This window comes from Gordonia sp. NPDC058843 (assembly GCF_042743165.1).
Taxonomy (GTDB): Bacteria; Actinomycetota; Actinomycetes; order Mycobacteriales; family Mycobacteriaceae; genus Gordonia.
Genome location: NZ_JBHYNC010000048.1, coordinates 1 through 24,982, shown reverse-complemented (window position 1 = coordinate 24,982; position 24,982 = coordinate 1). Strand labels below are relative to the sequence as shown.

Sequence of the window (24,982 nt, the reverse complement as noted above, 5' to 3'; positions counted from 1 at the left end):
CCTTTATGTCGGTGTTGGCCGATTCTCGTGGTCCCTGCAGCTCCCAGGGTCGCAGATCACATAACTTCCGATTGATCCGGTCGGGATATGGGTCTACGCTAGGGTTACCGGCGAGTAACATAGCTCGGACCATACAGCCCCCTCCTCCCGGCCGGTACGAACGCATCCGTGAGCGGTCGGACCGGGTCGAGGACGCCAACGCAGACGGCCACACCAGACAAGGAATCACCATGGGCCATTACAAGAGCAACATGCGCGACCTGCAGTTCAACCTCTTCGAACTGCTCGAGCTCGACAAGGTACTGGAGTCCGGCGACTTCGGTGACCTCGACCACGAGACCGCCGTCGACATGTTGCGCGAGGTCCGTGCGCTGGCCGAGGGCCCGATCGCCGAGTCCTTCGTCGATGCCGACCGCAATCCGCCGGTCTTCGATCCCGACGCGCACACCGTGACGCTCCCCGAGTCGTTCAAGAAGTCCTACAACGCCCTGGTCGAGGGCGGCTGGGACAAGATCGGCATCGCCGAGGAACTCGGCGGCCTCCCGGCCCCGCGCTCGCTGTACTGGGCGATCGGCGAGATGATCCTCGGCGCCAACCCCCCGGTGTTCATGTACGCCGCCGGCGCAGGCTTCTCGAACATCTTCTACAACAACGGCACCGACGAGCAGAAGAAGTGGGCTGCCATCTGCTCCGAGCGCGGCTGGGGCGCCACCATGGTGCTGACCGAGCCCGACGCGGGCTCCGACGTGGGCGCCGGACGCACCAAGGCCGTGGAGCAGGAAGACGGCTCCTGGCACATCGACGGCGTGAAGCGCTTCATCACCTCGGCCGATCAGGACATGACCGAGAACATCTTCCACCTCGTGCTCGCCCGCCCGGAGGGCGCCGGACCGGGCACCAAGGGCCTGTCGCTGTTCTTCGTGCCCAAGTTCCACTTCGACTTCGAGACCGGCGAACTCGGCGAGCGCAACGGCGTCTTCGTCACCAACGTCGAGCACAAGATGGGCATCAAGGCGTCGGCCACCTGCGAGGTGACCTTCGGACAGCACGGCACGCCGGCCAAGGGTTGGCTCGTCGGCGACGTCCACAAGGGCATCGCGCAGATGTTCGAGGTCATCGAGCACGCTCGAATGATGGTGGGCACCAAGGCCATCTCGACCCTGTCGACCGGTTATCTCAACGCCCTCGAGTACGCCAAGGAGCGCATCCAGGGCGCGGACATGACCCAGATGACCGACAAGGCCGCACCCCGCGTGTCGATCACTCATCACCCCGACGTGCGTCGTTCGCTGATGACCCAGAAGGCCTACGCCGAGGGTCTGCGCGCGATCTACCTCTACACCGCATCCCACCAGGACACCGCAGCCGCGAAGATCGTCTCCGGCGCCGAGCCCGAGATGGCCCACCGCGTCAACGATCTGCTGCTCCCGATCGTGAAGGGCGTCGGCTCCGAGCGCGCCTACGGCACCCTGGGCCACGAGTCGCTGCAGACGCTCGGCGGTTCCGGATTCCTCCAGGACTACCCGATCGAGCAGTACATCCGGGACTCCAAGATCGACTCGCTGTACGAGGGCACCACGGCCATCCAGGCCCAGGACTTCTTCTTCCGCAAGATCATTCGGGACAAGGGTCAGGCCCTCGCGCACGTTGCCGGACAGATCCAGAGCTTCATCGACTCCGAGGCGGGCAACGGTCGACTCAAGACCGAGCGGGCCCTGCTGAAGACCGCGCTCGACGACGTCCAGGCCATGGCCGCCTCGCTGACCAACGATCTGATGGCCGCGCAGGAGAACTCGGCCGAGCTCTACAAGGTCGGCCTCGGTTCGGTCCGTTTCTTGATGGCCGTCGGCGACCTGCTCATCGGATGGCTGCTCCTGCGCCAGTCCGAGGTCGCTCTCGCCGCCCTGGACAACGGGGCGTCCGACGCCGACAAGTCCTTCTACGAGGGCAAGGTCGCCGTGGCCAGCTTCTTCGCGAAGAACATGCTGCCGCTGCTCACCTCCGTCCGCGTCACCGTCGAGAACATCGACAACGACATCATGGAGCTCGACGAAGCGGCTTTCTGAGCTGCTCGACGTACTCGACAAGAACTCCCACCGGCGACCGCCGGTGGGAGTTCTTCTTTCCCGCCCAGATCCAGCGGCTCCGCATCACCCGATCACGCTGAAGCAATAACCGACCGGGCGCGGCTTCTCCGCGAAGTAGGTCCCGTCCGAGCCGGAGCACTCGGGCTCACCCGCGGCCTTGGCGTCGACGCGGATGTTCGTTCCACCCGAAACCGGTGAACCACAATTGATCTCACGGATGTCGGCGAGCGCGGTACCACCGGTCGCGGACGGCAGGTAGTAGCAACGCCCCTCCTGATAGACCGGTGCCAGACACAGCGCACCATCCTGACCCGCGACCCAATACCGCGAGTACTGAGGTCCGCAGAGTCCCTGCGAGATGGACTTCTCCGCGACGACGTAGTGGAAGTCGGTGTCGGAGCACGACACGTCCTTGGCCTTTAGTGTGTCCGGCTCCGCCGACACCGTGATGCAGTCACCGGCTTCGACGTCACTGGTGTCGGTGATGCCTCCGCCCTGCGCCGCCGACACCAACACCCTCGCCACTCCGCCGACGATGACGATCAGCAGCAGCACCCCCACCACACCCAGCGCGACCCACAAACCGGTGCGCTTCTTCTTCGGCGGCGGTGGGAAAGGCGGCCCCGGCGGATACATCCCTCCCGGCACCTGACCCTGATAGGACGGCGGAGCCCCATAGGGCGCCTGATTCGGCGGCGGGGCGCCATAGGACTGGTTCGGCGGTGGATAACCCCCGTTCCGTGGGTACTGCCCGGGCTGTGGTTGCGGCCCGAATCGCGGGTCCCCCGGCTGATATGGCGCGTTGGTCACGCCGCGAAGACTACCGGTGCGCGGCGATACGTCCAGCGCACCGGCGAACCTCAACTCGACCGATGGACTTCGATCGAAGTCCATCGGTCGAAACGAAGTTCGTCGGTCAGACGGCCTTCTTCCGCTTCCGCTGTCCCGCTCGAGCGGACACCGCAGCGCCGAGCAGGATCATCCGCATCGTGCGCTCGGCGGCATCGGCGAGAAGTTGCTCGCCGTTGGCGACGGCCTCCGACAGCGGCATGGGTACCGCGATGATCGATGCGATCGCCCCGATCCCGACATCGTGGACAGACGGCGCGCCGTGTCCGAGCGAACCCGCCAGCGCGACAACGGGGACACCGCGCAGCTGGGCGCGGCGGGCGACCTCGGCCGGTACCTTGCCGTGCGGGGTCTGGAAGTCGATGGAACCTTCCGCCGTGATCACCAGGTCTGCCTTGCCGATCCGATGGTCGAGGTCGATCCCGGACAACCCGGAGTCGAGAAGGGCGTCGAATCGCGACCGTAGTTCTCCGCCGACTGCCGCCAGTCCCGCACCGAGTCCGCCCGACGCTCCGGAGCCCGCGCCGTGACGATAGTCGATGTCGGCCAGCCCATCTCGTGTCAGGACGTCCGCCCAGACGTCGAGCGCGGCCGACAGCGAATCGACCTGGGCGGGGGTCGCTCCCTTCTGCGGACCGAACACGCGGGCGACGCCGTTCGGTCCGGTGAGGACGTTGTGCGGATTCCCCGCGACGACGATCTCCGTCTCACGCAGCCGTGGGTGCAGACCGGCGAGGTCCAGCGATGCGGCCCGCGCGAGTTCGTCTCCACCGCGGCCGATCTCGTGGCCGTCGCAGTCCAGGACGCGCGCTCCGAGGGCCTGTAGCGCGCCGGCCCCGCCGTCGCACGTACCCGAGTCCCCACAGCCGACGAGAATCGCCGACACACCGGCGTCGAGCGCCGCGGCGATCAGTTGTCCGACACCGTAGGTGGTGGTGGCGCCGGGATCTCGCTGCCCGGCCGGAACGAGCGCCAAACCCGCGGCGGCGGCCATCTCGACGACGCCGATCCGGTTGCGGCCGACACCCACTTCGGCCCAGTGCGACTGCACGGGCTCGCCGGTGGGTCCGCAGACCGTCAGCTCGTGGAGCCGACCGTTGCCCGCGGCGGCGAGGATGCGTGCCGTTCCCTCGCCCCCGTCCGCGATGGGTGCGATGTCGACCCGCACCCCCGGGAGTGTGCGCCGAACCCCCGCAGCGATGGCGGTGGCCACCGACACGGCGTCGAGGCTCTCTTTGAAACCGCTCGGGGCGACCAGGATTCGTTGCGGAACTCGGACAGACATCGGGACTCCTGTTGATCGATGGGACAGCAGAACTCGCACCCGCAGGCACAGTTGGCGACAGTCGCGGCGCGACGGTCAGGACGAGAGGAGGGGAAGGCCGAGGTAGGGCCACACCCAACAGGCGAAGATGACGAGCAACACCAGCGACACCGGTGCGAGCAACGCCGACATCGTGAGCAGATGCCGCGGTTGATAACCCGGTACGTCGGCACTCGCCGCGAACATGGCCACCGGCTTGGCCGAACTCGTGAGGGTGATACAGAAGCCGGCGGCCGCGGTGGACAGGAAGGCCGCGGCCACGGGGTCGACCCCGACAGCCGGAGCGGTCACCACGATGATGGGGATCAGCACCGCCGAACGGGCCGAACGAGATTGGATCACCAGGTGCGCGAGCAGTGACACGGTGGCCGACACGACGACGAACACCATCGCGGCCGCCGGGCCGCTGTCGGCGATGGAACCGAAGGCCCGGTCGGCGAGCCACTGTGCGGCGCCGCTGGAGTTGAGGGCCATCCCCAGCGCGAGGGTCGCGGCCATGAAGAGCAGAAGCGTCCACGGAATGGTCTTGAGCGCCGCGCCCAGCGTGGTCGCCCCGACCGCAGGGGCGGACGCGGCCAGCGCGCCGAGCACCGCGACTATCGCCGGGTCGACGCCGTGCAGAGGCTCAGAACACCAGAGCGCGACCACGAGTCCGAGGATGACCGACACTCGTCGTTGCGCGGTCGTGAGCGGACCCGAGGTCGCCGTCCCGGTCGACTCGAAAGCGGCCGGCGGCACGCGCAGTGGACGTGCGCGTTCGTCGTGGTCGGTCATCAACCACAGCGCGGCCTCTGCCGCCAGGTGCGACCACACGACCGCCAGCGGCACGCCGAGTACCGCCCACTGCAGGAATCCGATACCGGTTCCGGTTGCCGCCGAGACGATCTCGGCGGTGATGAGGTGCGCGCCGGCACCCAGGAGCGATCCGACCGCCGAGAACAGGATCACGAACGGGAAGACCAGCGCGAGACACAGCACCAGTCGCGGCCTGTCACGCAGCACCGCGGCGAGGGCGAGGAAGATCGGAAGCGCGAGTGCTGCGCGCCCGGACGTCGCCGGGATCGCGAAGGTGGTCAGCAGCAGCGCTGCGGTGATGAGGTGGACCAGCTGGCGAGGCGTGCGGGCTCGGCGAACGACCCGCGCCGACACGCGAGCCGAGAGTCCCGACGCCGTGATCGCGGCCGCGATCACGAAAGCGCCGATCAGAAGCCAGATGACCCCGGAGCCGAGGGTTCCCGCGAAGGTGTTGGCGTCGATGATCCCGAAGATCACCAGGGCGATGCCACCGCCGAGCGCGACGTACGTGTCGTCGAGGGGCGAGAAGATCCACGCCCACACCGCAACCAGGAACACGAGCAGGGTGACGACGGCGTCGAACGACAGCTCCCCCGACCATCCGGCGTGTCCGACGAACGCGCCGGCGACCACGACGATGACCAGTCCTGCTGCCGCCCAGGGTGTCAACGCTCTGCCGAGAATTTCCCGGAGGGACCGGCGCGGCGGTGGGGGGACCACCTTTCGCACGGGTGGTCGCGTCGCGAACATCGTCACCGTCCCCGGTTGCCCCGGGCCTCGGTCGATCGTGTGCGGAACGTTCATGGTGACGACTATCGGGCGCCGGCGTGACACCTCCATGAGACGCGGATGAAAGTTCTTTCACGGAAAGAACTCATGAACAAACGACAAACCCACCACCGAATCGAGCTGGTGGTGGGTCTGCGCGGGATCGTGGGTTCGGTCGGCCTACTTCGGTGGCATCCGGATGCCGCCGTCGACGCGGATGACCTCAGCGTTCATGTAGCTGTTGGTCACCAGCTCGACGACCATCGAGGCGAGCTCGTCCGGCGCGCCCAGGCGGTGCGGGAAAAGGACCGACTCGCCGAGCTTGGCCTTGAACGCCTCGGCCGATTCGCCCTCACCGTAGATCGGGGTGTCGATCAGGCCCGGGGCGATGGTGTTGACGCGGATGCCGACCGCCGCCAGGTCACGCGCGACCGGGAGGGTCATGCCGACGACGCCGCCCTTGGACGACGAGTACGACGCCTGACCGATCTGGCCGTCGAACGCCGCGACGCTCGCCATGTTGACGATCGCGCCGCGCTCACCGTGGGCGTCGAGCGGCTCGTTGCGGCTGATCGCGGTGGCGGCCAGACGGATGAAGTCGAAGGTGCCGACCAGGTTGATCGCGATGACCTTCTTGTAGGCGTCGAGGTTGTGTGCCGAACCGAACTCCCCGTCGCGGCCGATGGTGCGCTGCGCCCAGCCGATGCCGGCCGAGTTCACGAGCGCGCGCAGCGGTCCGAGCTCGGTGGCCGCGTTGATGGCGGCCTCGATCTGTTCGGTCGAGGTCACGTCGACGGCGACGAACTTCCCGCCGATCTCCTTGGCGAGTTCCTCGCCCTTGTCCGCATTGAGGTCGGCGACGACGACCTTCGCACCCTTGGCCGCCAGCTGGCGAGCCGCAGCTGCGCCGATTCCCGACGCGCCACCCGTGACGATTGCACTAGCTCCATTGATATCCACGCCTCGGAGCCTATCGAGCGTTCTATCGCCCGGTAAAGCCCCTCCGCGAAACACCCCGTCGGGTCAGACGCACTTCACGATCGGTTCGGGCGCGTAGCGGACCGTGCGGGTGGATCGGTCGATCTCCCGTCCGGTGCGCGCGTCCTTGATGATGCGGGTGTCGGAGGCGGTGAAGCCCTTGCTGCCACTACTCGGGATGCAGTCGTCCCCGCGCGGGACGCGGACGCGCGGCGGATCGGTGGAGGCAACACGGGCACCCGTGACCGACTCGACCTCGAAAGCCTTGGTGCCCCACAGCCTCACGGTCACCGACGACGGCGACCAGCTGGTCTCGATCAGGACGCCATGCCGTGTGTTGTTGCGGAACTTCAGGTCGATGGCGCCCTCGAACACGGTCGCTTCGCGAGCCTCGGGGTAGCGCGAGATGTAATAGGCGTGCTCGGTGTGGTCGACGTCCTCGAGTCCGGCGAAATACGTCGCGTTGTACAGGGTCGTCGCGAACTGGGAGATACCGCCACCGACGGCGTTCGACGCCCGGCCGTGGTCGATGATCGTCGACTCGACGTATCCCTGCTCCGAACCGCGCGGGCCGGTGTGTCCGTTGAGCGAGAACACCTTTCCGGGCAGCACGAGTGCCCCGTCGACCTCCGCTGCGACGAGCCGGATGTTCTCGCCGGAGGCACTCGAGAAACCGCCGGTGGTGTATTCGCTGATCAGTTCCGTGACCCCGAGCTTGCGGGCGGCCTCGGTCGTGAGCTTCGGCTCGACGTCGTCGTAGACGACCTCGACGGTCCGGTTGCCGCCGACGGCAGCCGCACTCGTGGCAACCGCCTCCAGGGTCTTCGGCCAGTTGATCGATGCGCCGTCGATCCCCGGGACCACCGCCGGGCGGCCGGACGCGAGGCTGAACCTCGCGCTGACCGGTGCCCGTTGCGAGGCATCGAGGTCAGCGGCGAGGATCTCGCGCGCCACCTTCTCGTCGGCACGCGGGGTGAGCCCGCCGCGGCCGTCGGGACCGAAGGTCAACATCGACGCCAGGTCGCCCGCGGGTACCTCGACCGTCCGTTTCCGCCGGTCGACCAGACGCACGGGACCAGACGTCACACGTTCGGCGGGCCCGGCGACGGTGGCGGCGACGACTTCGGCGCTGACGGTCGGCGAGAAGGGTTCCATGGGCAGGTCGACGGGTGCGCCGTCCAGCCAGCGGTCGATGAGGGTGACCGCCGCCGCGTCTCGGGCGATGCGTTCACCCGCCGCGGGCTGATCGCCGACGGGTTCGGTGCCGTCGTAGTGCACACCACCTTCGACGGCCGCCTTCTCGAGGGACGTGCGCTGGGCGTCGAGTGCAGCGTTCATCGCGGCCCGATCCAGCGTGACGACCGGTTCGACGTCGGTGGGACGGCCGAACAGAGCGGCCAGCCGGATGAGCGGATTGCGCGGTTGTTCGAGAAGGCGCGCACGAGTCGCGTCGGCGTCGAACGAGAGTCCGAGGTCGGCGGGTGCGACTTCGGCCGACCCCTCCGGCGTCCTCAGGACGACCGGCTGCGTCGAGCGGGCCGTCAGCTCGTCGAGGACGGGAGTGAGCTGGGCGGTGTCACGACCGCCGGCGTCGATCCCGCCGACGACGGCATTGCGCGGGGAGTCCGAGCGCGTTGCCACGAACTCGGCGGCGAGAACGAGGGTGACCACGGCGACGACGGCGAGCACGGCGCGGAGAGCGGATCGTGCACGGCGAGAGCCTGGGGTCACAACTCCATCCATCGTGGCTGGCAGCTGGGGCCGGGCTGACGACTGGGCCGATCAGGGGGTGGCCGCAGAACTACGGTCGGAAAAGTAGGCGCTCCGGCCGAGCTGTCGGGTCGGGGGTCTGACAGCGCAGCCGGAGCTATATACATATTTACGCTACTTTTCGGCCGGAGGCATCCCCGGGGTGCCGATTCTGTCGAATATGTGACGAAGTACCCGCGATCGTCCCAGCCGAATGAGACGGATCGGCCGATCAGTCGCCGATCCGTCTCACTTGTCGGGATTCGACTACCCTTTGGCGCCCGACGCGGCCTTTGCGCGATCAGCCTTCGATGATGGCGGTGACGCCCTGGCCCCCGGCAGCACAGATGGAGATGAGCGCGCGACCGCCGCCGTTCTCCTTGATCTGCTTGGCCGCCTGCGCGACGATCCGGCCACCGGTCGCGGCGAACGGGTGCCCGGCGGCGAGCGACGAACCGTGGACGTTGAGCTTGCTGCGGTCGATCGACCCCAGCGCGGAATCCAGGCCGAGGCGCTCCTTGCAGTACTCCTCGGACTCCCAGGCCTGCAGGGTGGCAAGGACCACCGACGCGAAGGCCTCGTGGATCTCATAGAAGTCGAAGTCCTGCAGGGTGAGACCGTTGCGGGCCAGCAGTCGCGGCACCGCGTAGGTCGGCGCCATCAGCAGACCGTCGGGCCCGTTCACGTAGTCGACCGCAGCGGTCTCGCTGTCGACGAAGTAGGCGAGCACCGGCAGGCCACGCTCAGCGGCCCACTCATCGCTGCCCAACAGGACCGTCGACGCGCCGTCGGTCAGCGGGGTCGAGTTGCCGGCGGTCATCGTCGCGTCGCCGAGCGAGACACCGAAGACGGGCTTGAGCTTGGCGAGCTTCTCCGCGGTGGAGTCGCCGCGGAGGTTCTGGTCGCGGGTCAGACCCAGGAACGGGGTGATCAGGTCGTCGAAGAAGCCCGAATCGTATGCGGCCGCCATGTTCTGGTGGCTGCGCGCGGCGAGCTCGTCCTGGTCGGCACGCTTGATGCCGAACTCCTTGGCCGTGACGGCGGCGTGCTCACCCATCGACATGCCGGTACGGGGCTCACCGTTGCGCGGGATCTCGATGCCGAGCTTGGTCAGCAACTTCGCCGCACCGAGGATCTGGTCCTTGGTGCTGCGAGCCCGGTTGACCTCGAGCAGCTGCCGGCGCAGGCCTTCGCCCACCGCGATCGGCGCGTCCGACGTGGTGTCGACGCCGCCCCCGATCGCGGCGTCGTAGCGGCCACGGGCGATGCCGTCGGCGACCGTCGTGATGGCCTGCAGTCCGGTGCCGCAGGCCTGCTGGATGTCGAAGGCGGGCGTGTACGGCGACAGTGCCGAACCGAGCACCGACTCGCGGATGAGATTGAAATCACGAGCGTGCTTGAGGACCGCGCCGCCGGCCACCATGCCGAGCTGCTCGCCCTGCAGATTGAAGCGGCTCACCAGGCCGTCGAGCGCTGCGGTGAACATCTCCTGGTTGCTGACCTTCGCGTACGCCTTGTCCTGGCGTGCGAACGGGATGCGGTTGCCGCCGAGGATCGCGACCGGGCGGTCGCTGCGGGTCCCGCGCTTGTCGTCGGTGGACTTGTTCGCTGTGGGGCTGGACTGTTCGGCCACGTCGATCTCCCAAGGGTCGTGTGCGGTATCTATAGCGTATTCTTACTCATCAGTAAGTTCGTTGTCGAACGACAGTCAGAGGAGATCAACGTGGCAGCCAACGGAAACACTGGCCTGTACTCGAGCTTCGTCCATTCCGCGCCCGGTGCTTTCATCGCCAAACAGGCCGGATTGCCCGTCCCGCCGCCGCTGCGGCGCTACAAGCCCTCCGAGCCGCCGCTACCTGGTCCCGTGCTGCTCGGCGGGTCCGGACGGCTCGTCGAGCCGCTCCGCGAGATACTCACGACCGAGGACTACGACCTCATCCAGAACGCCACGACCGGCCGCAGCGCCGACAAGTACGGCGGCCTGGTCTTCGATGCGACCGGCATCACCTCTCCCGACCAGCTGCGTCAGCTCTTCGAGTTCTTCCAGCCCGCGATGCGTTCGACCGCACCGTGCGCCCGGTTCCTCGTCATCGGCACCACGCCCGAACTGGTCACCGACCCGTCCGAGCGCGTCGCGCAGCGGGCGCTCGAGGGCTTCACCCGGTCGCTGGGCAAGGAGCTCCTGAAGGGCTCCACCGTCCAGCTGGTCTACGTCTCCCCCGACGCCAAGACCGGTCTGACCGGTCTGGAGTCGACCGTACGCTTCGTGCTGTCGGCCAAATCGGCCTTCGTCGACGCGCAGGTCATCCGGGTCGGCGGGGCCGATGCGACGGCGCCGAAGAACTGGGACAAGCCGCTCGAGGGCAAGGTCGCGGTGGTGACCGGCGCTGCACGCGGCATCGGCGCGACCATCGCCGAGGTCCTGTCCCGCGACGGTGCGCACGTGATCGCCGCCGACGTGCCGCAGGCCGGAGACGCACTGTCGGAGACCGCGAACAAGGTCGGCGGCACCGCCTTCCCGCTCGACGTCACCGCTGCCGACGCCGGCGCCAAGCTCGCCGAGCACGCCCTCGAGCGTCACGGCGGCATCGACATCATCGTCAACAACGCCGGCATCACCCGCGACAAGCTGCTCGCGAACATGGACGACGCCCGCTGGGATGCGGTCATCGCGGTCAACCTCATCGCACCCCAGACCCTCGTCGAGACTCTGCTCGAGAAGGGCGCGCTGCGCGAGGGCGGGGCCGTCATCGACGTGTCGTCGATCGCCGGCATCGCGGGCAACCGCGGCCAGACGAACTACGGCGCCTCGAAGGCCGGTGTCATCGGTCTCGTCGACGCCTACGCACCGATCCTCGCCGAGAAGGGCATCACCATCAACGCGGTGGCACCCGGCTTCATCGAGACCAAGATGACCGCGGCGATCCCCGTTGCCACCCGCGAGGCCGGACGCTTGATGAGCTCGCTGCAGCAGGGCGGCCAGACCGTCGACGTCGCCGAGACCGTGGCCTACTTCGCCAACCCGGCGAGCAACGCCATCACCGGCAATGTGGTCCGCGTGTGCGGCCAGGGATTCCTGGGGGCCTGATGGCGAAGACGATCACGCTTCCGTCCGCACCCGGAACCGCTGAGCTGTACGGCAAGGCGGTCACCGCGCTGCTGCCCGGCATCGGCAAGCCGCCGCGCGTACCGGCCGATGCCACGGCACCGGAGACGCGCTACCGGCTCGACGGCCTCCGGGTGGATTCGGCCGCTCTCCAGGCGTACTGCCACGCGACCGGGCAGCGGTTCGGCGACACCCTGCCGCTCACCTACCCGTTCGTGCTGCAGTTCCCGGTGGTGATGAAGCTGATGACTTCCGACGAATTCCCCTTCGGCGCCGTCGGTTCGGTCCATATGACCAATACGATCGAGCGCAAGCGGCCCATCGCGGTCGGCGAACCGCTCGACATCGTGACGCATGCGCAGAACCTGCGGGAGCACCGCAAGGGCATCCTGATCGACGTCGTCAGCGAGATCAGCGTCGGGTCCGAACTGGTCACCACGCAGACGGCGACGTTCCTGAAGCAGCAGCGCACCAGCCTGTCCGACGAGCCGCGCGGGCCGGAACCGAAGTCGAAGACCCCGCCGCCCCCGGACGCGATCCTCGCGGTCGACCTCAAGCGGATCCGCGAGTACGCGGCCGCCTCGGGCGACCGCAACCCGATCCACATGGGCAACCTGCCGGCCAAGGCCTTCGGCTTTCCCAAGGCGATCGCGCACGGGATGTGGAGTGCGGCAGCCGCCGTCGCGAACGTCGAGGCACAGCTGCCCGACGCGGTGACCTACGACGTGCGGTTCGGCAAGCCGATCCTGTTGCCGGCCAAGGTGAACCTCTACGCCCGCCGCATCGACGGGAAGGGCAACTTCGACATCTCGATCCGCGATCGTCGCAAGGGGTTCCCGCACCTCACCGCGACGACGCGGGAGGGCTGAGGACTTTCGCTCACCAAATCCGTTCCCGCTCACCGAAATCTGGTGAGCGGGAGCGGATTTGGTGCGCGGTAACGGATTCGTTGCGCGGGCAACTCGGGAGCACGCACTCAGGAGTCGGTACCGACACCCTTGAGGCCGCGCCAGGTGATGCCGACGAGGAGGTTGGTCGCCTTCTCGAGGTCGACGTCGCCCTCCGTGATGCGGTCGGCGACAGCCTCGGCGGCGCCGACGATGGAGACAGCGGTCAACTCGAAGTCGAGCTCGCTGGCCCCCTCGACCGTGGTACCCGCCTTGATCAGCTGGGCGACCATCTCGGTCACGCGCTGGCGGCTCTCGGAGACGATGCCGGCGAAACCGGCCGTGCCGATGGCCACGCGGTACAGCACCCGCCAGGACTGCCGGTGCTCGTGGACGAAGCGGAGGAACTCGCGAATCACCGTGACCGCCTGCTCGCGCTGGCTGAGCGACGGATCGAATCCGACGCTCATCGCGTCGATGAACAGACCGGACTCACGGGCGATGCAGGCGCTGAACAGTTCGTCCTTGGAGCCGTAGTACAGGTACAGCATCGGCTTGGAGATCTGCGCCTCGGAGGCGATGGCGTCCATCGAGGTCTCGCGGAAGCCGTTCTGCGAGAACACCTTGACGGCCGCATCGAGCATCTGCTGCTCGCGCACCGCGCGTGGCAGGCGCTTGGTTCCGCCCGACATGACCACCACCTCCGTTCACCACATCTGTTCCGTCAGACGATATCAACAACTTACCAATCGGTAAGGTGAAACCCCCAGTCACGTCGGCCCCGGGGTCTCAGCAGTTCAACAGTTCACCACACCCTTGGACCGCAGGATGCGCACGACCTTGGCATCCAGGCGGGCGGGCGCGAGCCGGCCGGCCGACACCGCGCGCTCGAGATTGTCGAGCACCGACGCGACACGGTCGGTGGACAACCACAGCGCGACGTCGCCGCCGGCGAGGATGAACTTCTCCACCGCCTGTTCGATGGGGTACTGCGCGCTGATCGCCGCCATACCCGACAGGTCGTCGGAGTAGATCACGCCGTCGAACCGCGGGCCGTCGTAGCCGACGCCGGTGCGCAACATCTGGATCGCGGGCCGGCTGATGCTGGCCGGCAGCCCCTTCGTCAGTCCGGGCACGATCAGGTGTCCGACCATCGCGCCCGCGGTCCCGGGGTCGCGCAACAACGTCCGGAACGGCACGAGGTCACTGTCCTGCAGCTCCGCCAGCGACGGAACGGTCACGACACCGAGATGACTGTCGCCCGAACCGTGTCCGTGGCCGGGAAAGTGCTTGTACACGGGGGTGATTCCCGCATCGGCGAGCCCCGCTGCGTACGCACCCGCGTACTCGGTGACGACTGCCGGGTCGTTGCTGAAGGACCGGTCGCCGATCACTTCGTTGTCGGATTCGTCGCTGACATCGGCGACGGGAGCGAAGTCGACGGTGACACCGAGTCGCTTGAGTTTGCGGCCGACATCGGCCGCGATCGCCCGCACCTGCTCGGGGGTCTTGGTCTGGGCGAGTTCGCGGGGCGATGCGTGATCGATGCCGAGCGCGGACAGGCGCGACACCCGGCCGCCTTCCTGGTCGACGGTGACCATCAGCGGGATCGACGAGTTCTGCGAAATGCGTGCCGCCGCACCGCTCGTCAGGATCGCCTTGTCGGTCCAACTCCCGACGAAGATCCCGCCGATCTCCTCGTTCTCGACGATCTGCTGCGCATCGGCTGCCCCCGTCACGCCGACGACGATCAGCTGCGCCAGCTTCTGACGGACCGACAGCTTCGCCAGTTCGGTTGCACCGCAGGCGTTCGCGACCGGAGTGGCGTTCGGCATCGACGACGAGGATGCCTGAGCTTGTGTCGACGCCGGATAGGAGGGCGTCGGCGGCGGCGAGTCGGCGGTCGACGACGTGCATGCCGCGAGCGCCGCACACAGCACGGCGACCGTTCCCGTCGTCGTCGCATTCCGGATCCACGCATTCCGGATCCGCTCTTTTCGGATCCGCGGAGGTCTGCGAGTTGGGCCCATGGCACGAGTCTGGCATGTAGTCTGAGCCGATGGACGTGGGGTCCGTTTCGTCCGGGTCCGCCACCGCCGCGAGCGGTAGCGGCGGAAATCGTGCCGCACAAACGCTGATGATCGCGTACGACGGGTCACCGAACGCCGACCGCGCCATTCGTTACGCCGGACAATTCCTTCGCGCGCAGTCCGCAGTGGTCGTGACCGCCTGGCAGCCCGGCGGTATGACGCCGGCGCGCATGTCCACTCTCGCCGGCGGGATGCAGCCGTTCATCGACACCCAACTCGACGCCGGGGTCGACCAGGCACTCGAAGAAGAAGCCGCCGCCATCAACCAGAAGGGTGTCGCGCTGGCCGCCGAGTGCGGGCTGACCGCACGGGGATCTCTCGTCGAGGTCGAGTCGACCGTGTGGGGCGCGCTCGTCGCGGCCGCCGAGAGTCTCGACGTCGATCTGCTCGTCACCGGTACCCGCGGGGCGTCGGGGCTCAAGGCGCTCCTGCGGTCCAGCGTGGCCGAACGAGTCCTCAAGCACTGCCACCGCCCGGTGTTCATCGTTCCCGCCAAGTGCGAGAAGGAGCCTCAGGTCACGCTGTAGCGCAGCTCTGCTGGCCGAGCCTGTCGAGGTCACCAAGTGGCTTCGACACGGCGCCTCGACCTCGACGCGCTCCTTCGTCGCTTGCTCGGCCCGGCGGCTTCGCCCGGGGCCGGCTCAACCAGCAGTGGGGTGGCTTCGACACGGCTCAACCAGCAGCAGATGTCCTGATCTGTGGGATGCGTGGCCTGGACGCCACGCCCGGGGTCGGAAACGATGTCCTCATGACGCGAACGGTGCTGATTCTCGGGTTCCCCGGGGTGCAGGCCCTGGACGTGACCGGTCCGGCCGATGTGTTCACCACCGCATCGATCGCTCTCGCCGACCGGGGCGCGGAGGTGAGCTACGACCTTCGTCTGGTGTCGCGATCAGGTTCGTCGGTGCCTACCGGCGTCGGCCTGGAGTTCGTCGCACATCCGCTGCCCGATCCGGCCGACCCGCTCGACGTCCTGATCCTGCCGGGCGGCACCGGCGTCCACGACGCGACCCGGGACGCCGAGCTCGTCGACTGGATCCGACGGGCCGCCGAACGCGCGCGACGGGTCGTCAGCGTGTGCAACGGCGCGTTCCTCGCTGCCGAGGCGGGCCTGCTCGACGGCAAACGCGCGACGACGCACTGGGCCGTGACCGGGCTTCTCGCCGAGCGGTATCCCGCGGTGCAGGTCGACGCCGAGGCCTTGTTCGTGCGCGGCTGCGACCGCGTGTGGAGTTCCGCGGGCGTCACCGCCGGGATCGACCTCTCGCTGGCCCTGATCGAAGAGGACCACGACACCGAACTCGCTCAACTCGTCGCGCGGTGGCTCGTCCTCTACATGCGCCGGCCGGGCGGCCAGAGCCAGTTCGCGCCGCCGGTGTGGATGCCGCGGGCCCGTCGCACGGCGATCCGCGACATCCAGGAGCGGATCGAGGCCGAGCCGGGCCGGCCGCACCGCGTCGACGATCTCGCCCGCGACGCGTCGATGAGTCCGCGCCATTTCTCCCGCATCTTCACCGACGAGACCGGCGAGGCGCCGGGCACCTACGTCGAACGGGTCCGCACCGACGCCGCTCGTCGTGCCCTCACACAGAGCGACGACACGATGCCGGTGATCGCCACCCGGTGCGGGTTCGGGTCGGCCGAGACGATGCGCCGCACCTTCGTCCGCCGCCTCGGCGTGCCTCCCGACCAGTACCGCCGCACCTTCCGCTAGACGAGCCATCCCGACAATCGAAAGGCCCTCATGACCCAGATCGCGATCGTCCTCTACCCCCGGTTCACCGCGCTCGACTTCATCGGCCCCTACGAGGTGCTGCGCGCCCTGCCCGACGCGGAAGTTCGGTTCGTCTGGCACGAGCCGGGACCGATCGTCGCCGATTCGGGCGTGCTCGTCGTCGGGGCCACGCATTCGTTCGACGAGACACCATCGCCGGATGTCGTTCTGGTGCCGGGCGGGCCCGGGTGCTTCGCCGCGTCGGAGGACGACAAGGTCCTCTCCTGGCTGCGTGCCGTACGACCGGGCGCGCAATGGACGACGTCGGTGTGCACCGGCTCGATCGTCCTGGCCGCCGCGGGTCTGCTCGAGGGCAAACCCGCCACCACACACTGGTCGTCGATGACGGCGCTGACCCTGCACGGGGCAAAGGCGGTGTCCGACGAGCGCATCGTGCGCGCCACTCCCGATGACGACCTGGTCACCGCGGCCGGTGTGTCCGCGGGCATCGACCTCGCGCTGTGGCTGACCGATCAGATCGCCGGACGGGCCCGGGCCGCGGCGATCCAGCTGATGATCGAGTACGACCCGCAACCGCATCTGGACTCCGGGCACCGTTCCAAGGCCTCGGCGGCGACGATCGCGACCTCGACGATGCTGCTGAGCCGTGATGTCGACAAACCCGAGCTGCTGAAGACGAGTGCGCGCCTGCTGTGGGATCGCACCCTGACGAAAGTGCGGTCTCGGCGATGAGCCCGGCCGGCCGGATCCGCAGGTGTCAGCGGGTGTCACCCGGAAACGGACTCCGGCGATGGTAGTTTCATCGCCATGACCAACAACCGCCTTGTCGCCGGAGCCGTCGCCGGAGTCGCCGGCATCCTGGTGGGACTCGGCGCGGTGTTCCTCGGCGGGTTCCTCGCCTCCGAGAACAGCCCGTCCACCGACCTGAACAACATCAGCCCGAACAACGGATTCGTCCAGGGTTCGGTGGACTACGGTTCGCGCGGCGGAGCCGGCGAGACCAACTGACACATCCACGACGCCGCCGGTCCCGGCGTCCCCTGATCGACGGCAGCAGCAACTGAGTACTCCGCCTCCTCCACCGGATCGGTCCACCCTCGATCGGTCTGGGCTGAGCCGCCGCGGCGTCGCCGTCGTCGCCGCGATCTCGCTGCTGATCTGCCTGGTGCAGTCGCCGGGCCGGATCGCCGCCGACACCAAACTCGACCTCACCGCCAACCCGCTGGGCTTCCTGGCACGCGCCGCGCACCTCTGGACGCCGAATGCGCCGATGGGGCAGGTGCAGAACCAGGCCTACGGCTACTTCTTCCCGCACGGCGCGTTCTTTGCGCTGGGCGACCTCCTCGCCGTCCCGCCGTGGATCGTGCAGCGTCTCTGGTGGGCCGTGCTGCTCACCGTCGGCTTCGTGGGCATCGTCCGCCTCGCCGAGACGCTGCGGCTGGGCTCGCCCGCCTCGCGGATCATCGCCGCCTCCGTCTTCGTGCTGAGCCCTCGGGTCCTGACCACCCTCGGCTCGATCTCGTCGGAGACCTTGCCGATGATGCTCGCCCCGTGGGTGCTGATCCCGGTGGCGCGCGCACTCGACACCCGCACCGTCGACGACGACACCCCACTGTGGCGGGAGGCCGCGCGCGCGGCGGCCGCGGTGGCGCTGATGGGTGCGGTCAACGCCGTCGCCACCCTCGCTGCACTCGGCGTGGCCGCGCTGTGGTGGCTGCTGCACAACCCGCGGGACCGACGATGGTGGCAGTTCGGCGCCTGGACCGCCGCCGGCCTGACCCTGGCCTGCGCGTGGTGGGTCGTCCCGTTGCTCATCCTCTCGCGGGTGAGTCCGCCGTTCCTCGACTACATCGAATCGTCCCGCGTCACCACGCAGTGGACCTCCCTCACCGAGGTCTTGCGCGGGGCGAGTTCGTGGACGCCCTTCGTGTCCCCGGAGCGCGTCGCCGGGGCGGTGCTCGTCACCCAGCCCGCCGCGGTCCTGGCAACCGGGACGATCGCGGCGGCCGGTCTGGCCGGACTGTGCATGCGGCACATGCCGTTCCGTGGCCGCCTCGTCGCGATCCTCGGGGTCGGTCTCGTCCTGATGTGCGTCGGCTACGCAGGTGAGCTCGGGTCACCGATCGCCGAGCAGGTGCGCGCCTTTCTCGACGGCTCCGGCGCGCCGTTGCGCAACATCCACAAGTTCGAGCCGCTGCTCCGCATCCCCCTGGTCCTCGGTGTCGCCCACCTGCTGGCGCGGGTCCCGCTGCCGGGCAGTGCGAGTCGCGCCGAGATCCTCTCCGCCTTCGCCCAGCCGCAGCGCTCGCGTCCGGTCGCCGCGGCGATCGTCCTGCTCGTCGCCGTGATCGGCGCCGGATCGCTCATGTGGACCGGCCAGCTCGCACCGAACGGCACCTACCAGGCGATCCCACGCCACTGGCAGCAGACCGCGGACTGGCTGGCCGAGCACAGCGAAGGCTCCGACGGCGCCCCGCCCGCCCGCGCACTGGTCGTCCCCGGCGCCCCGTTCGCCGACCAGCTGTGGGGACTCACCCGCGACGAGCCGCTGCAACCCCTGTCCGACACCCCGTGGGCGGTCCGCGACGCGATCCCGCTCACCCCGCCGGGCGCGATCCGCGCCCTCGACTCCGTGCAGCGCGAGATCGCCGCGGGCCGTGGGTCACCCGGACTGGCCGCGACCCTGGCCGGGCAGGGCATCGGATTCGTCGTCCTACGAGCCGATCTCGACCCCGAGACATCTCGGTCGACCCGCCCCCTGCTCGCGCAACAGGCACTCGACGACTCGCCCGGACTGCGGCGCGTCGCCGAGTTCGGTCCGCAGATCGGTCCGCCGAGTGTTCGAGGGGTGGTGCGCGACAACGGATTGCGGCCTTCGATACCCGCGATCCAGATCTTCGCCGTCGGCGATTCCGACGCACCGACCGCCGACACCGGGCCGCGACTGGTCGACACCGCGGGGCTCCCCCGGGTGGCCGGAGGACCCGAGGCCATCGCCGAGCTGGCCGAAGTCCGTGCGCGACTCGGACTCCCGCCGCTCGGGCCGGTCGTCCTCGACGCCGACGCGCGTCGCGCCGGGGTCGTCGACGGTCCGTTGATCGTGACGGACACACCCAGCGACCGGGAGACCGACTTCGGCCGCGTCGACGACCACAGTTCCGCCATCCGCTCGCCGGCGGACCCGCGTCGGACCCAGAACGCCGCCGCCGACTACCCCGTCGAAGGCCAGCCCCTGGTACACGGGGAGTGGTTGCTGGACAACCGGAGTGGCGAGGTCGAAGTGTCGACGTCGGGGTCGGCCGCGGACGCGGTCCAGCCCGGCCAGACCTCACCGGCCAACTCGGCGGCCGCCGCCTTCGACGGCAACCCGCAGAGCGCCTGGGTGAGCGGCGGTCTCGAGAGCGCGGTCGGGCGGTGGATGCGCATCGATTTCACGACGCCACGGACCGACCTCGCGCTGACCCTGACGACCGCGAAGGCTCTCGGACCCGACGTCACCAGTGCGCTGATCACCACGGAGGCGGGTAGCACCGTCGTCTCGGGGCTCGAACCGGGCGAACCGATCACGGTGACCGCGCCCAGCGGGGCCACCCGCTGGCTCCAGATCCGCGCGCTGCGCACCGACGACGGCACGGCTGGAAATCAATTCGCGCTCGGCGAGGTCACGGTGTCCGACCTGCGGACCGTGACGCCGTTGCGCATCCGTCATCGCGTGGTCCTGCCCCAACTCGAGGCCGGCACCGACGTAGCCCAGTGGTTGCTGTACCAGGAACTGTCCGGGCGAGCGTCCTGCGTCTCCGATCCGGCCCGTGAGATGACGAGGTGCGCACCGGGACTCGGCCTGTCCCCGGAGACGTCGGCGGTGTTCGGCCGCGCACTGTCGGTTCCGTCGGATGTGACCGTCTCCCCCACGGCGATCCTGCGACCCCGACCGGGTGACGCCCTCGACCGGCTCCTCGCCGAGGACGATCGGGTCACCGCACGCGGTCCGCGACCGGTGTCCGACCCCAGGGGCGGGCCCGCGGCCGCCGTCGACGGCGACCCCGGAACGTCATGGACCGCACCGGAGATCCCCGATCAGCAACGATCCCCGGCGCGCGGTGGGGCAGCCGACGACGGTGCCGCAGATGAGAGCGCAGGAGAAGACGAGAACAGTCCCACCCTGACGCTGGATCTCCCGCGTGCGCAGCGGGTCGAGTCGCTGACCATCGAGGCGCCCCGGGGTTATCCCGCCGCGCCCACCGAGGTCGCCGTGGACCTCGGAACCGGTGAGCAGATCCGCGAGGTCGACGAAAGTGGCCTCGTGCGACTCGATCCCGCCGTCACCGACCGCGTCGAGATCACCATCCGTGCACAATCCGACCTGATCGACGTCAACAGCCTCGGATTCGCCAGCCCCGCCCCGCCGGGGATCGCCGAGGTCCGGGTGTCGCCCTCGCCGGCGGTCGGCGTCGACGCCGACCGTGTCGTCGAGATCGGTTGCGACGACGGGATCGGCCTGACGGCCGCCGGGCAGGTCCTCCGGATGTCCCTGCGCGCCAGTGTGTCCGACCTACGCAACGGACAACCCGTGATCGGCCGCCCATGCGGAGACGGCCGGCTCGCACTCCCTGCCGGCCAGCAGGAGGTGTCGGTCAATCCCGGCGAGGCCTTCACGGTCGACGCGCTCTCGCTGGTGAAGGGTGAGCCGGTGTCGGCAGCGGCGTCCTCGGCTCCCGAGGTGACCGAATGGTCGGAGGTGCGGCGTGCGGTGACCGTCGAGAGCGGTCCGCAACGACTGCTGGTGGTGCCCGAGAGCCCCAATCCCGGGTGGCAGGCGCAACTCGACGGGACGCGGCTGCGACCGGTCGTCGTCGACGGCTGGCAACAGGGTTGGGTGGTGCCCGCCGGCACGGCCGGGACCATCGACCTCACGTACCGATTCGATTCGCTGTACCGGTGGGCCCTGGTGATCGGCCTCGCGCTCATGGCACTTCTCCTGGCCGCCGCGTGGTGGCCGTCGGCGCGGCGTACGCGGGTCGGGGAACCGATCGTCGTCCCGGCCGGGCGCGGCACGGTGCTCGTCGCCGGGGGCGCGGTGCTCGCCGCGTCGTGGCTGATCTCGGGGTGGTGGGGACTCGCGGCTGCCTGTGTGGTCGGCGCCCTCGCCGCGGCGATACCGCAGCGAAGCGGGGTCACCGCGGCATTCGTCGCGATGATGACTGCGACGATCGGACTCGCGGCCGGACCGTGGCACGCCTCCGGCGGTTACCACGGGTCGCAGTGGTGGGTTCAGTTGCCTGCGGTGGTGGCCCTGTCGATGACGGCGTGGCTGGTGTTCTGGTCGGCCGTCGACGAGTTGCCGTCGACCGGGGCATCGGCCGGCGGTGGCGAGGACGAACCGGGCGAGGACGAACCGGGCGAGGACGACGTGTCGGCCGGGACGTGGCGCACGCGGGTGCGGCGACGGCTCTCACGGGTACGCAACCAGTTCCGCGTCGGCTCCTCGATGAATGCGTAACTGGCGGCGGCGACCCCGATCGACAGACCGAGGGTGATCACCAGCACCAGGAGGGTGTCGCCGCTGAACGGGACGATGCCGAACAGCGGGAAGACCACTGCCAGGATCGCGACGTGCCAGATGAAGATGCCGTACGACCATCTCCCGAGCGCCAGCATCACGCGTGAGGTGAGGAAGCGGAACGGCCCCTCGTTGCACACGAGCGGAGCGAGCAGTGCATAACCGCAGAGCGCGCCGAGCACCATCTTCGTGGCGAACTCGATCTCGGTCACCTCGCCGAGCCCCGTCGGACCGGCAAGTCTTGTGCATGCCAGCGCGTAGGCGACCACGACCACACCCAGCATCAGCGGACGGTTGGCGCTGACGCGGATCGCCCGCGTCATCCAGCGCCCTGGCCGGTATGGGCCGGGTGCCGACGCCCCGGGCCCCGGCACCGAGTCGAGGACTCCGGCGATCTCCGCCAGGACCAGACCCGCGACGAACCACGCCAGATGTCCGAACACCCAGTTCTTGGTCTCCACGCCGTCGGCCACCGGCAGCGAGGTGCCGACCCAGGCCCAGCCCAGACTCACCGCGGCCAGGACCACCAGCGCCGGGACGCGCGCACGCAGGCGCTTCCCGCGAAGCCGCAGCAGCGCGAACCCGATGAGCGGCAGCAGAGCGTAGAACGCGATCTCGACCGAGAGGCTCCACATCTGGGTCAGACCCGCGGTCAGCGTGAGCGGCACGAAGACCTGGGTGAGTGTGAGGTTCGCCAGCCAGACCTGGGCGTCGGCGCCCTGCGCCTCGGGGAGCAGCAGGATGACCAGCGCGACCACGACCACGTACGCCGGCCAGATGCGCACCACCCGGTGGCGGAAGTACCTCGACACCGACGGGTGCCCGGTGCCGCGATGCGCGGCGTCGACCCACGGTCGCCAGAGCAGGAAGCCGGAGAGCGCGAAGAACAGGGCGACCGCGAGGTCGAGGCGACCGAGTACCGGTCCCAGCACGGGGATCTCGACCGCGCGGGTCTGGAAGGCCACGTGGGTGACGAGGACCCCGATCGCGGCGATGGCCCGCATGCCCTCGAGCTGCGGATAGAACCGCCGGGCGGAGCCTGTGGAGGCCTCGGCGGTGATGGGGTCGGGGTCGGCGCTGGTCATGCTGCTGACAGGGTAGCCGGGAGGCGTTGCGTACCCTCGCCTCCATGTCCTCGCCGTCCGAGCCGCCGTCCGGGTCGCCGCCGTCCGGGTCGTTTCCGAACTCCGAGACTCGTCCGGAGCCACGTCGGTGGTCGGCCGCGGACCTCGCCGGACCGACCCTGATCTTCGTCGGCGCCTTTCTGCTCGCGGTGACGATCGCGCTGCCGACACTGCTCGTCGGCGGATTCCGCACCATCCCGCTGAGTACCGACTTCACGACCGTCGCCACCGCCGATGACGCGACCATCTTCGACCGGTGTTCGCTCGAGACCCGCTCGGCCCGGACCGTCGGCGCCGATCTCGTCCGCCAGCAGCGCGTCGTCGCGGTGCAACCATCCGACGAACACCGGGTGACCGTGCAGGCCGGCACATCGATCCAGGCCGAGGCGCTGCGCATCGGCGACCGCGAGGTCGACCCAGGCGATCCGCGGCCCGGCGTCGATTCCGATGACCCGGCGCAGCCGTGCAACGACGCCACTGTCAACGCCATCAAGGACCGGGTGACGCTCGACCGGAAGAACGCGCTGCCGCGACTCGCCGCACGCGGGGCGTCGGAGATCCAGTACGACAGCGGTCAGGCCGCCGTGCTGGTCCCGGACCGCCGCGGCGTCACCTATCTGTTGCCCTTCGACACCGAACCGGCCGACCGGGAGTACTTCGACACTGTCACCCGCACCACCGTGCCGCTGACCTACGACGGCGACACCGAGGTACTCGGCCGCGACGTCGCCCGGTTCCGCGCCGAGATCCCCGACACCGACCTCGCCCGCGAGGCCCTCGGCCGGCCCGTCGGCACGAATGTCTCGATCACGCGGCCGGGGTCGTGGTTCGGGATCGGCGACACGCGCCGGCCGCTGACCGCGAACCTGCACCACCGCAGTTCGTGGGACCTCGCCGTCGACACCAGGACCGGCACGATCGTCGACGCCACGATCACCGTCGACGAGGTGTACCGCTTCCCCGACGGCACACAAGGCGTCCCGGCCGACTTCGAATTACCGCACCTGCGAGCAACTTTCACCTATGACGAGGACACGCAGACCCGGATGACGGACCTCGCTTCCGATCTCGCAACCCCGATCCTGATCTGGGGCCGCCTCGTCCCGATCGGCACCGCTGTCCTGGGCGTGGTGGCGTTGCTGGCCGGGCTGGTGCTCACCAATCCGGCCTGGCTGCCCGCCCGGTTCCGTCGTCCTCGTGACGCGGAAACCGTTGGCGGGCAGCCGGAGTGACCAGGGTCCGTCAGGAAGCCGACTCCGCGGCGAGCCTGCCGAGGGTGTCGTCGAGCTGGGACTCGGTGACCAGCGGGAACTTGACCTTGTCGAGCAGCTTCTTGTCGGTGACCTTCGACCAGTCGTAGGTGTGGCGCACCAGGGTCTCGTTGGGGCCCTGGGACTCCAGCTCCCACAGCCATTCCCATCCGGGCGGCTCGGTGCCGGCGGGTGCGGTCTTCCACGCCAGCAACTTGTCCTTGGCGTAACCCGTGACGTGGTTGTCCGTCTTGTACTCGCCACCCATGTGGTCGCCGGCCATGTTCATCGTGAACACGTCCCCCACCTGTTGGATGCGGTCGGCGTGGTCCACGCCGCGGATGAATCCCGAACCGTCGAGCGCCTGATGCCGTTCGGGATTGGAGAGAACGTCGAACACCGCGTCGACGGGCGCCTCGATGATGCGTTGGACAGTGACCTGTGTGCTCTCGTTGTCGCTCATCACACAACACTGCCGAAAGTTCGGGCTCTCGGCAACGTCCGGAGATCTGTCTGCTCTGACCCTGCTCCCTGAGGAGCGCCCGGAGCTTGCGGAGGGCCACCCCTCTGCGGACTTGGCTCGCTCCTCGGTATCTGCGGCCTGGCGGCCGTCGTGGACCACGAAAGAACACTCGTGAGTGTCCGAAATCCATGCTCCCTGAGGTGCGAGCGAAGCGAGC

General features: G+C 68.9%; 18 protein-coding genes and 1 pseudogene. 9 read left to right on the top strand and 10 right to left on the bottom strand.

The genetic code is table 11. The features are described from left to right. Positions 1-230 precede the first annotated feature (230 nt). On the top strand, positions 231-2,066 hold the full coding sequence (locus tag ACFW3F_RS22055) for an acyl-CoA dehydrogenase (protein WP_388061240.1): 1,836 nt from the start codon (positions 231-233) through the stop codon (positions 2,064-2,066). Between the two features lie 84 nt (positions 2,067-2,150). Here the strand turns inward: ACFW3F_RS22055 and ACFW3F_RS22050 are convergent, their stop codons facing one another. From ACFW3F_RS22050 to ACFW3F_RS22025, 6 genes are all read right to left on the bottom strand, one after another. Beyond that, entirely contained in the window at positions 2,151-2,897 is a 747-nt protein-coding gene (locus tag ACFW3F_RS22050; RefSeq protein ID WP_388061238.1) for a hypothetical protein, read from the bottom strand. Between the two features lie 106 nt (positions 2,898-3,003). Then, complete coding sequence (locus tag ACFW3F_RS22045) at positions 3,004-4,221, bottom strand: glycerate kinase (protein WP_388061236.1); 1,218 nt, start codon at positions 4,219-4,221, stop codon at positions 3,004-3,006. A 75-nt stretch (positions 4,222-4,296) separates the two neighbouring features. After that, on the bottom strand, positions 4,297-5,859 hold the full coding sequence (locus ACFW3F_RS22040; RefSeq protein ID WP_388061234.1) for an SLC13 family permease: 1,563 nt from the start codon (positions 5,857-5,859) through the stop codon (positions 4,297-4,299). A 144-nt stretch (positions 5,860-6,003) separates the two neighbouring features. Next, on the bottom strand, positions 6,004-6,783 hold the full coding sequence (locus tag ACFW3F_RS22035) for an SDR family NAD(P)-dependent oxidoreductase (protein WP_388061232.1): 780 nt from the start codon (positions 6,781-6,783) through the stop codon (positions 6,004-6,006). A 63-nt stretch (positions 6,784-6,846) separates the two neighbouring features. Next, complete coding sequence (locus ACFW3F_RS22030) at positions 6,847-8,544, bottom strand: VanW family protein (protein WP_388061230.1); 1,698 nt, start codon at positions 8,542-8,544, stop codon at positions 6,847-6,849. Positions 8,545-8,851: 307 nt separating this feature from the next. Continuing rightward, positions 8,852-10,183 (bottom strand): acetyl-CoA C-acetyltransferase, encoded by a 1,332-nt coding sequence (locus tag ACFW3F_RS22025; protein WP_388061228.1) that lies wholly within the window; start codon positions 10,181-10,183, stop codon positions 8,852-8,854. Between the two features lie 90 nt (positions 10,184-10,273). Here ACFW3F_RS22025 and ACFW3F_RS22020 point away from each other — a divergent pair, with 90 nt between their 5' ends. Both ACFW3F_RS22020 and ACFW3F_RS22015 read left to right on the top strand, forming a co-directional pair. Beyond that, entirely contained in the window at positions 10,274-11,638 is a 1,365-nt protein-coding gene (locus ACFW3F_RS22020) for a 3-oxoacyl-ACP reductase (RefSeq protein ID WP_388061226.1), read from the top strand. Then, the gene (locus tag ACFW3F_RS22015; protein WP_388061224.1) at positions 11,638-12,525 is read left to right on the top strand and encodes a MaoC/PaaZ C-terminal domain-containing protein; all 888 of its coding nucleotides are present in this window, start codon (positions 11,638-11,640) and stop codon (positions 12,523-12,525) included. The genes ACFW3F_RS22020 and ACFW3F_RS22015 overlap by 1 nt, the downstream gene beginning before the upstream one ends. Before the next feature lie 107 nt (positions 12,526-12,632). On the opposite strand, the gene ACFW3F_RS22010 is transcribed toward ACFW3F_RS22015, so the two are convergent. Continuing rightward, complete coding sequence (locus ACFW3F_RS22010; protein WP_388061222.1) at positions 12,633-13,235, bottom strand: TetR/AcrR family transcriptional regulator; 603 nt, start codon at positions 13,233-13,235, stop codon at positions 12,633-12,635. A 105-nt stretch (positions 13,236-13,340) separates the two neighbouring features. Beyond that, positions 13,341-14,573, bottom strand: coding sequence for a glycoside hydrolase family 3 N-terminal domain-containing protein (locus tag ACFW3F_RS22005; protein ID WP_388061220.1), 1,233 nt, complete (start codon positions 14,571-14,573; stop codon positions 13,341-13,343). 29 nt (positions 14,574-14,602) lie between these two features. Between ACFW3F_RS22005 and ACFW3F_RS22000 the strand changes: the two genes are divergently transcribed. From ACFW3F_RS22000 to ACFW3F_RS21980, 5 genes are all read left to right on the top strand, one after another. Further along, positions 14,603-15,160, top strand: a complete 558-nt coding sequence (locus ACFW3F_RS22000) for a universal stress protein (RefSeq protein ID WP_388061218.1) — start codon at positions 14,603-14,605, stop codon at positions 15,158-15,160. 221 nt (positions 15,161-15,381) lie between these two features. Then, on the top strand, positions 15,382-16,347 hold the full coding sequence (locus ACFW3F_RS21995; protein WP_388061216.1) for a GlxA family transcriptional regulator: 966 nt from the start codon (positions 15,382-15,384) through the stop codon (positions 16,345-16,347). 30 nt (positions 16,348-16,377) lie between these two features. Next, complete coding sequence (locus tag ACFW3F_RS21990) at positions 16,378-17,100, top strand: DJ-1/PfpI family protein (protein ID WP_388061214.1); 723 nt, start codon at positions 16,378-16,380, stop codon at positions 17,098-17,100. 75 nt (positions 17,101-17,175) lie between these two features. After that, the gene (locus ACFW3F_RS21985) at positions 17,176-17,376 is read left to right on the top strand and encodes a DUF2613 domain-containing protein (protein ID WP_004023745.1); all 201 of its coding nucleotides are present in this window, start codon (positions 17,176-17,178) and stop codon (positions 17,374-17,376) included. A 157-nt stretch (positions 17,377-17,533) separates the two neighbouring features. After that, positions 17,534-21,868 (top strand): DUF3367 domain-containing protein, encoded by a 4,335-nt coding sequence (locus tag ACFW3F_RS21980; protein ID WP_388061212.1) that lies wholly within the window; start codon positions 17,534-17,536, stop codon positions 21,866-21,868. A 17-nt stretch (positions 21,869-21,885) separates the two neighbouring features. On the opposite strand, the pseudogene ACFW3F_RS21975 reads toward ACFW3F_RS21980, so the two are convergent. After that, a pseudogene (locus ACFW3F_RS21975) lies at positions 21,886-22,932 on the bottom strand (acyltransferase family protein); the annotation flags it as partial. 125 nt (positions 22,933-23,057) lie between these two features. Here ACFW3F_RS21975 and ACFW3F_RS21970 point away from each other — a divergent pair. After that, complete coding sequence (locus tag ACFW3F_RS21970; protein WP_388061210.1) at positions 23,058-24,284, top strand: DUF3068 domain-containing protein; 1,227 nt, start codon at positions 23,058-23,060, stop codon at positions 24,282-24,284. Between the two features lie 10 nt (positions 24,285-24,294). Here the strand turns inward: ACFW3F_RS21970 and ACFW3F_RS21965 are convergent, their stop codons facing one another. Further along, positions 24,295-24,765 carry an SRPBCC family protein gene (locus tag ACFW3F_RS21965; protein WP_388061208.1) on the bottom strand — a complete coding sequence of 157 codons (471 nt, stop codon included), beginning with the start codon at positions 24,763-24,765 and terminating at the stop codon, positions 24,295-24,297. Between the last annotated feature and the right edge of the window lie 217 nt (positions 24,766-24,982).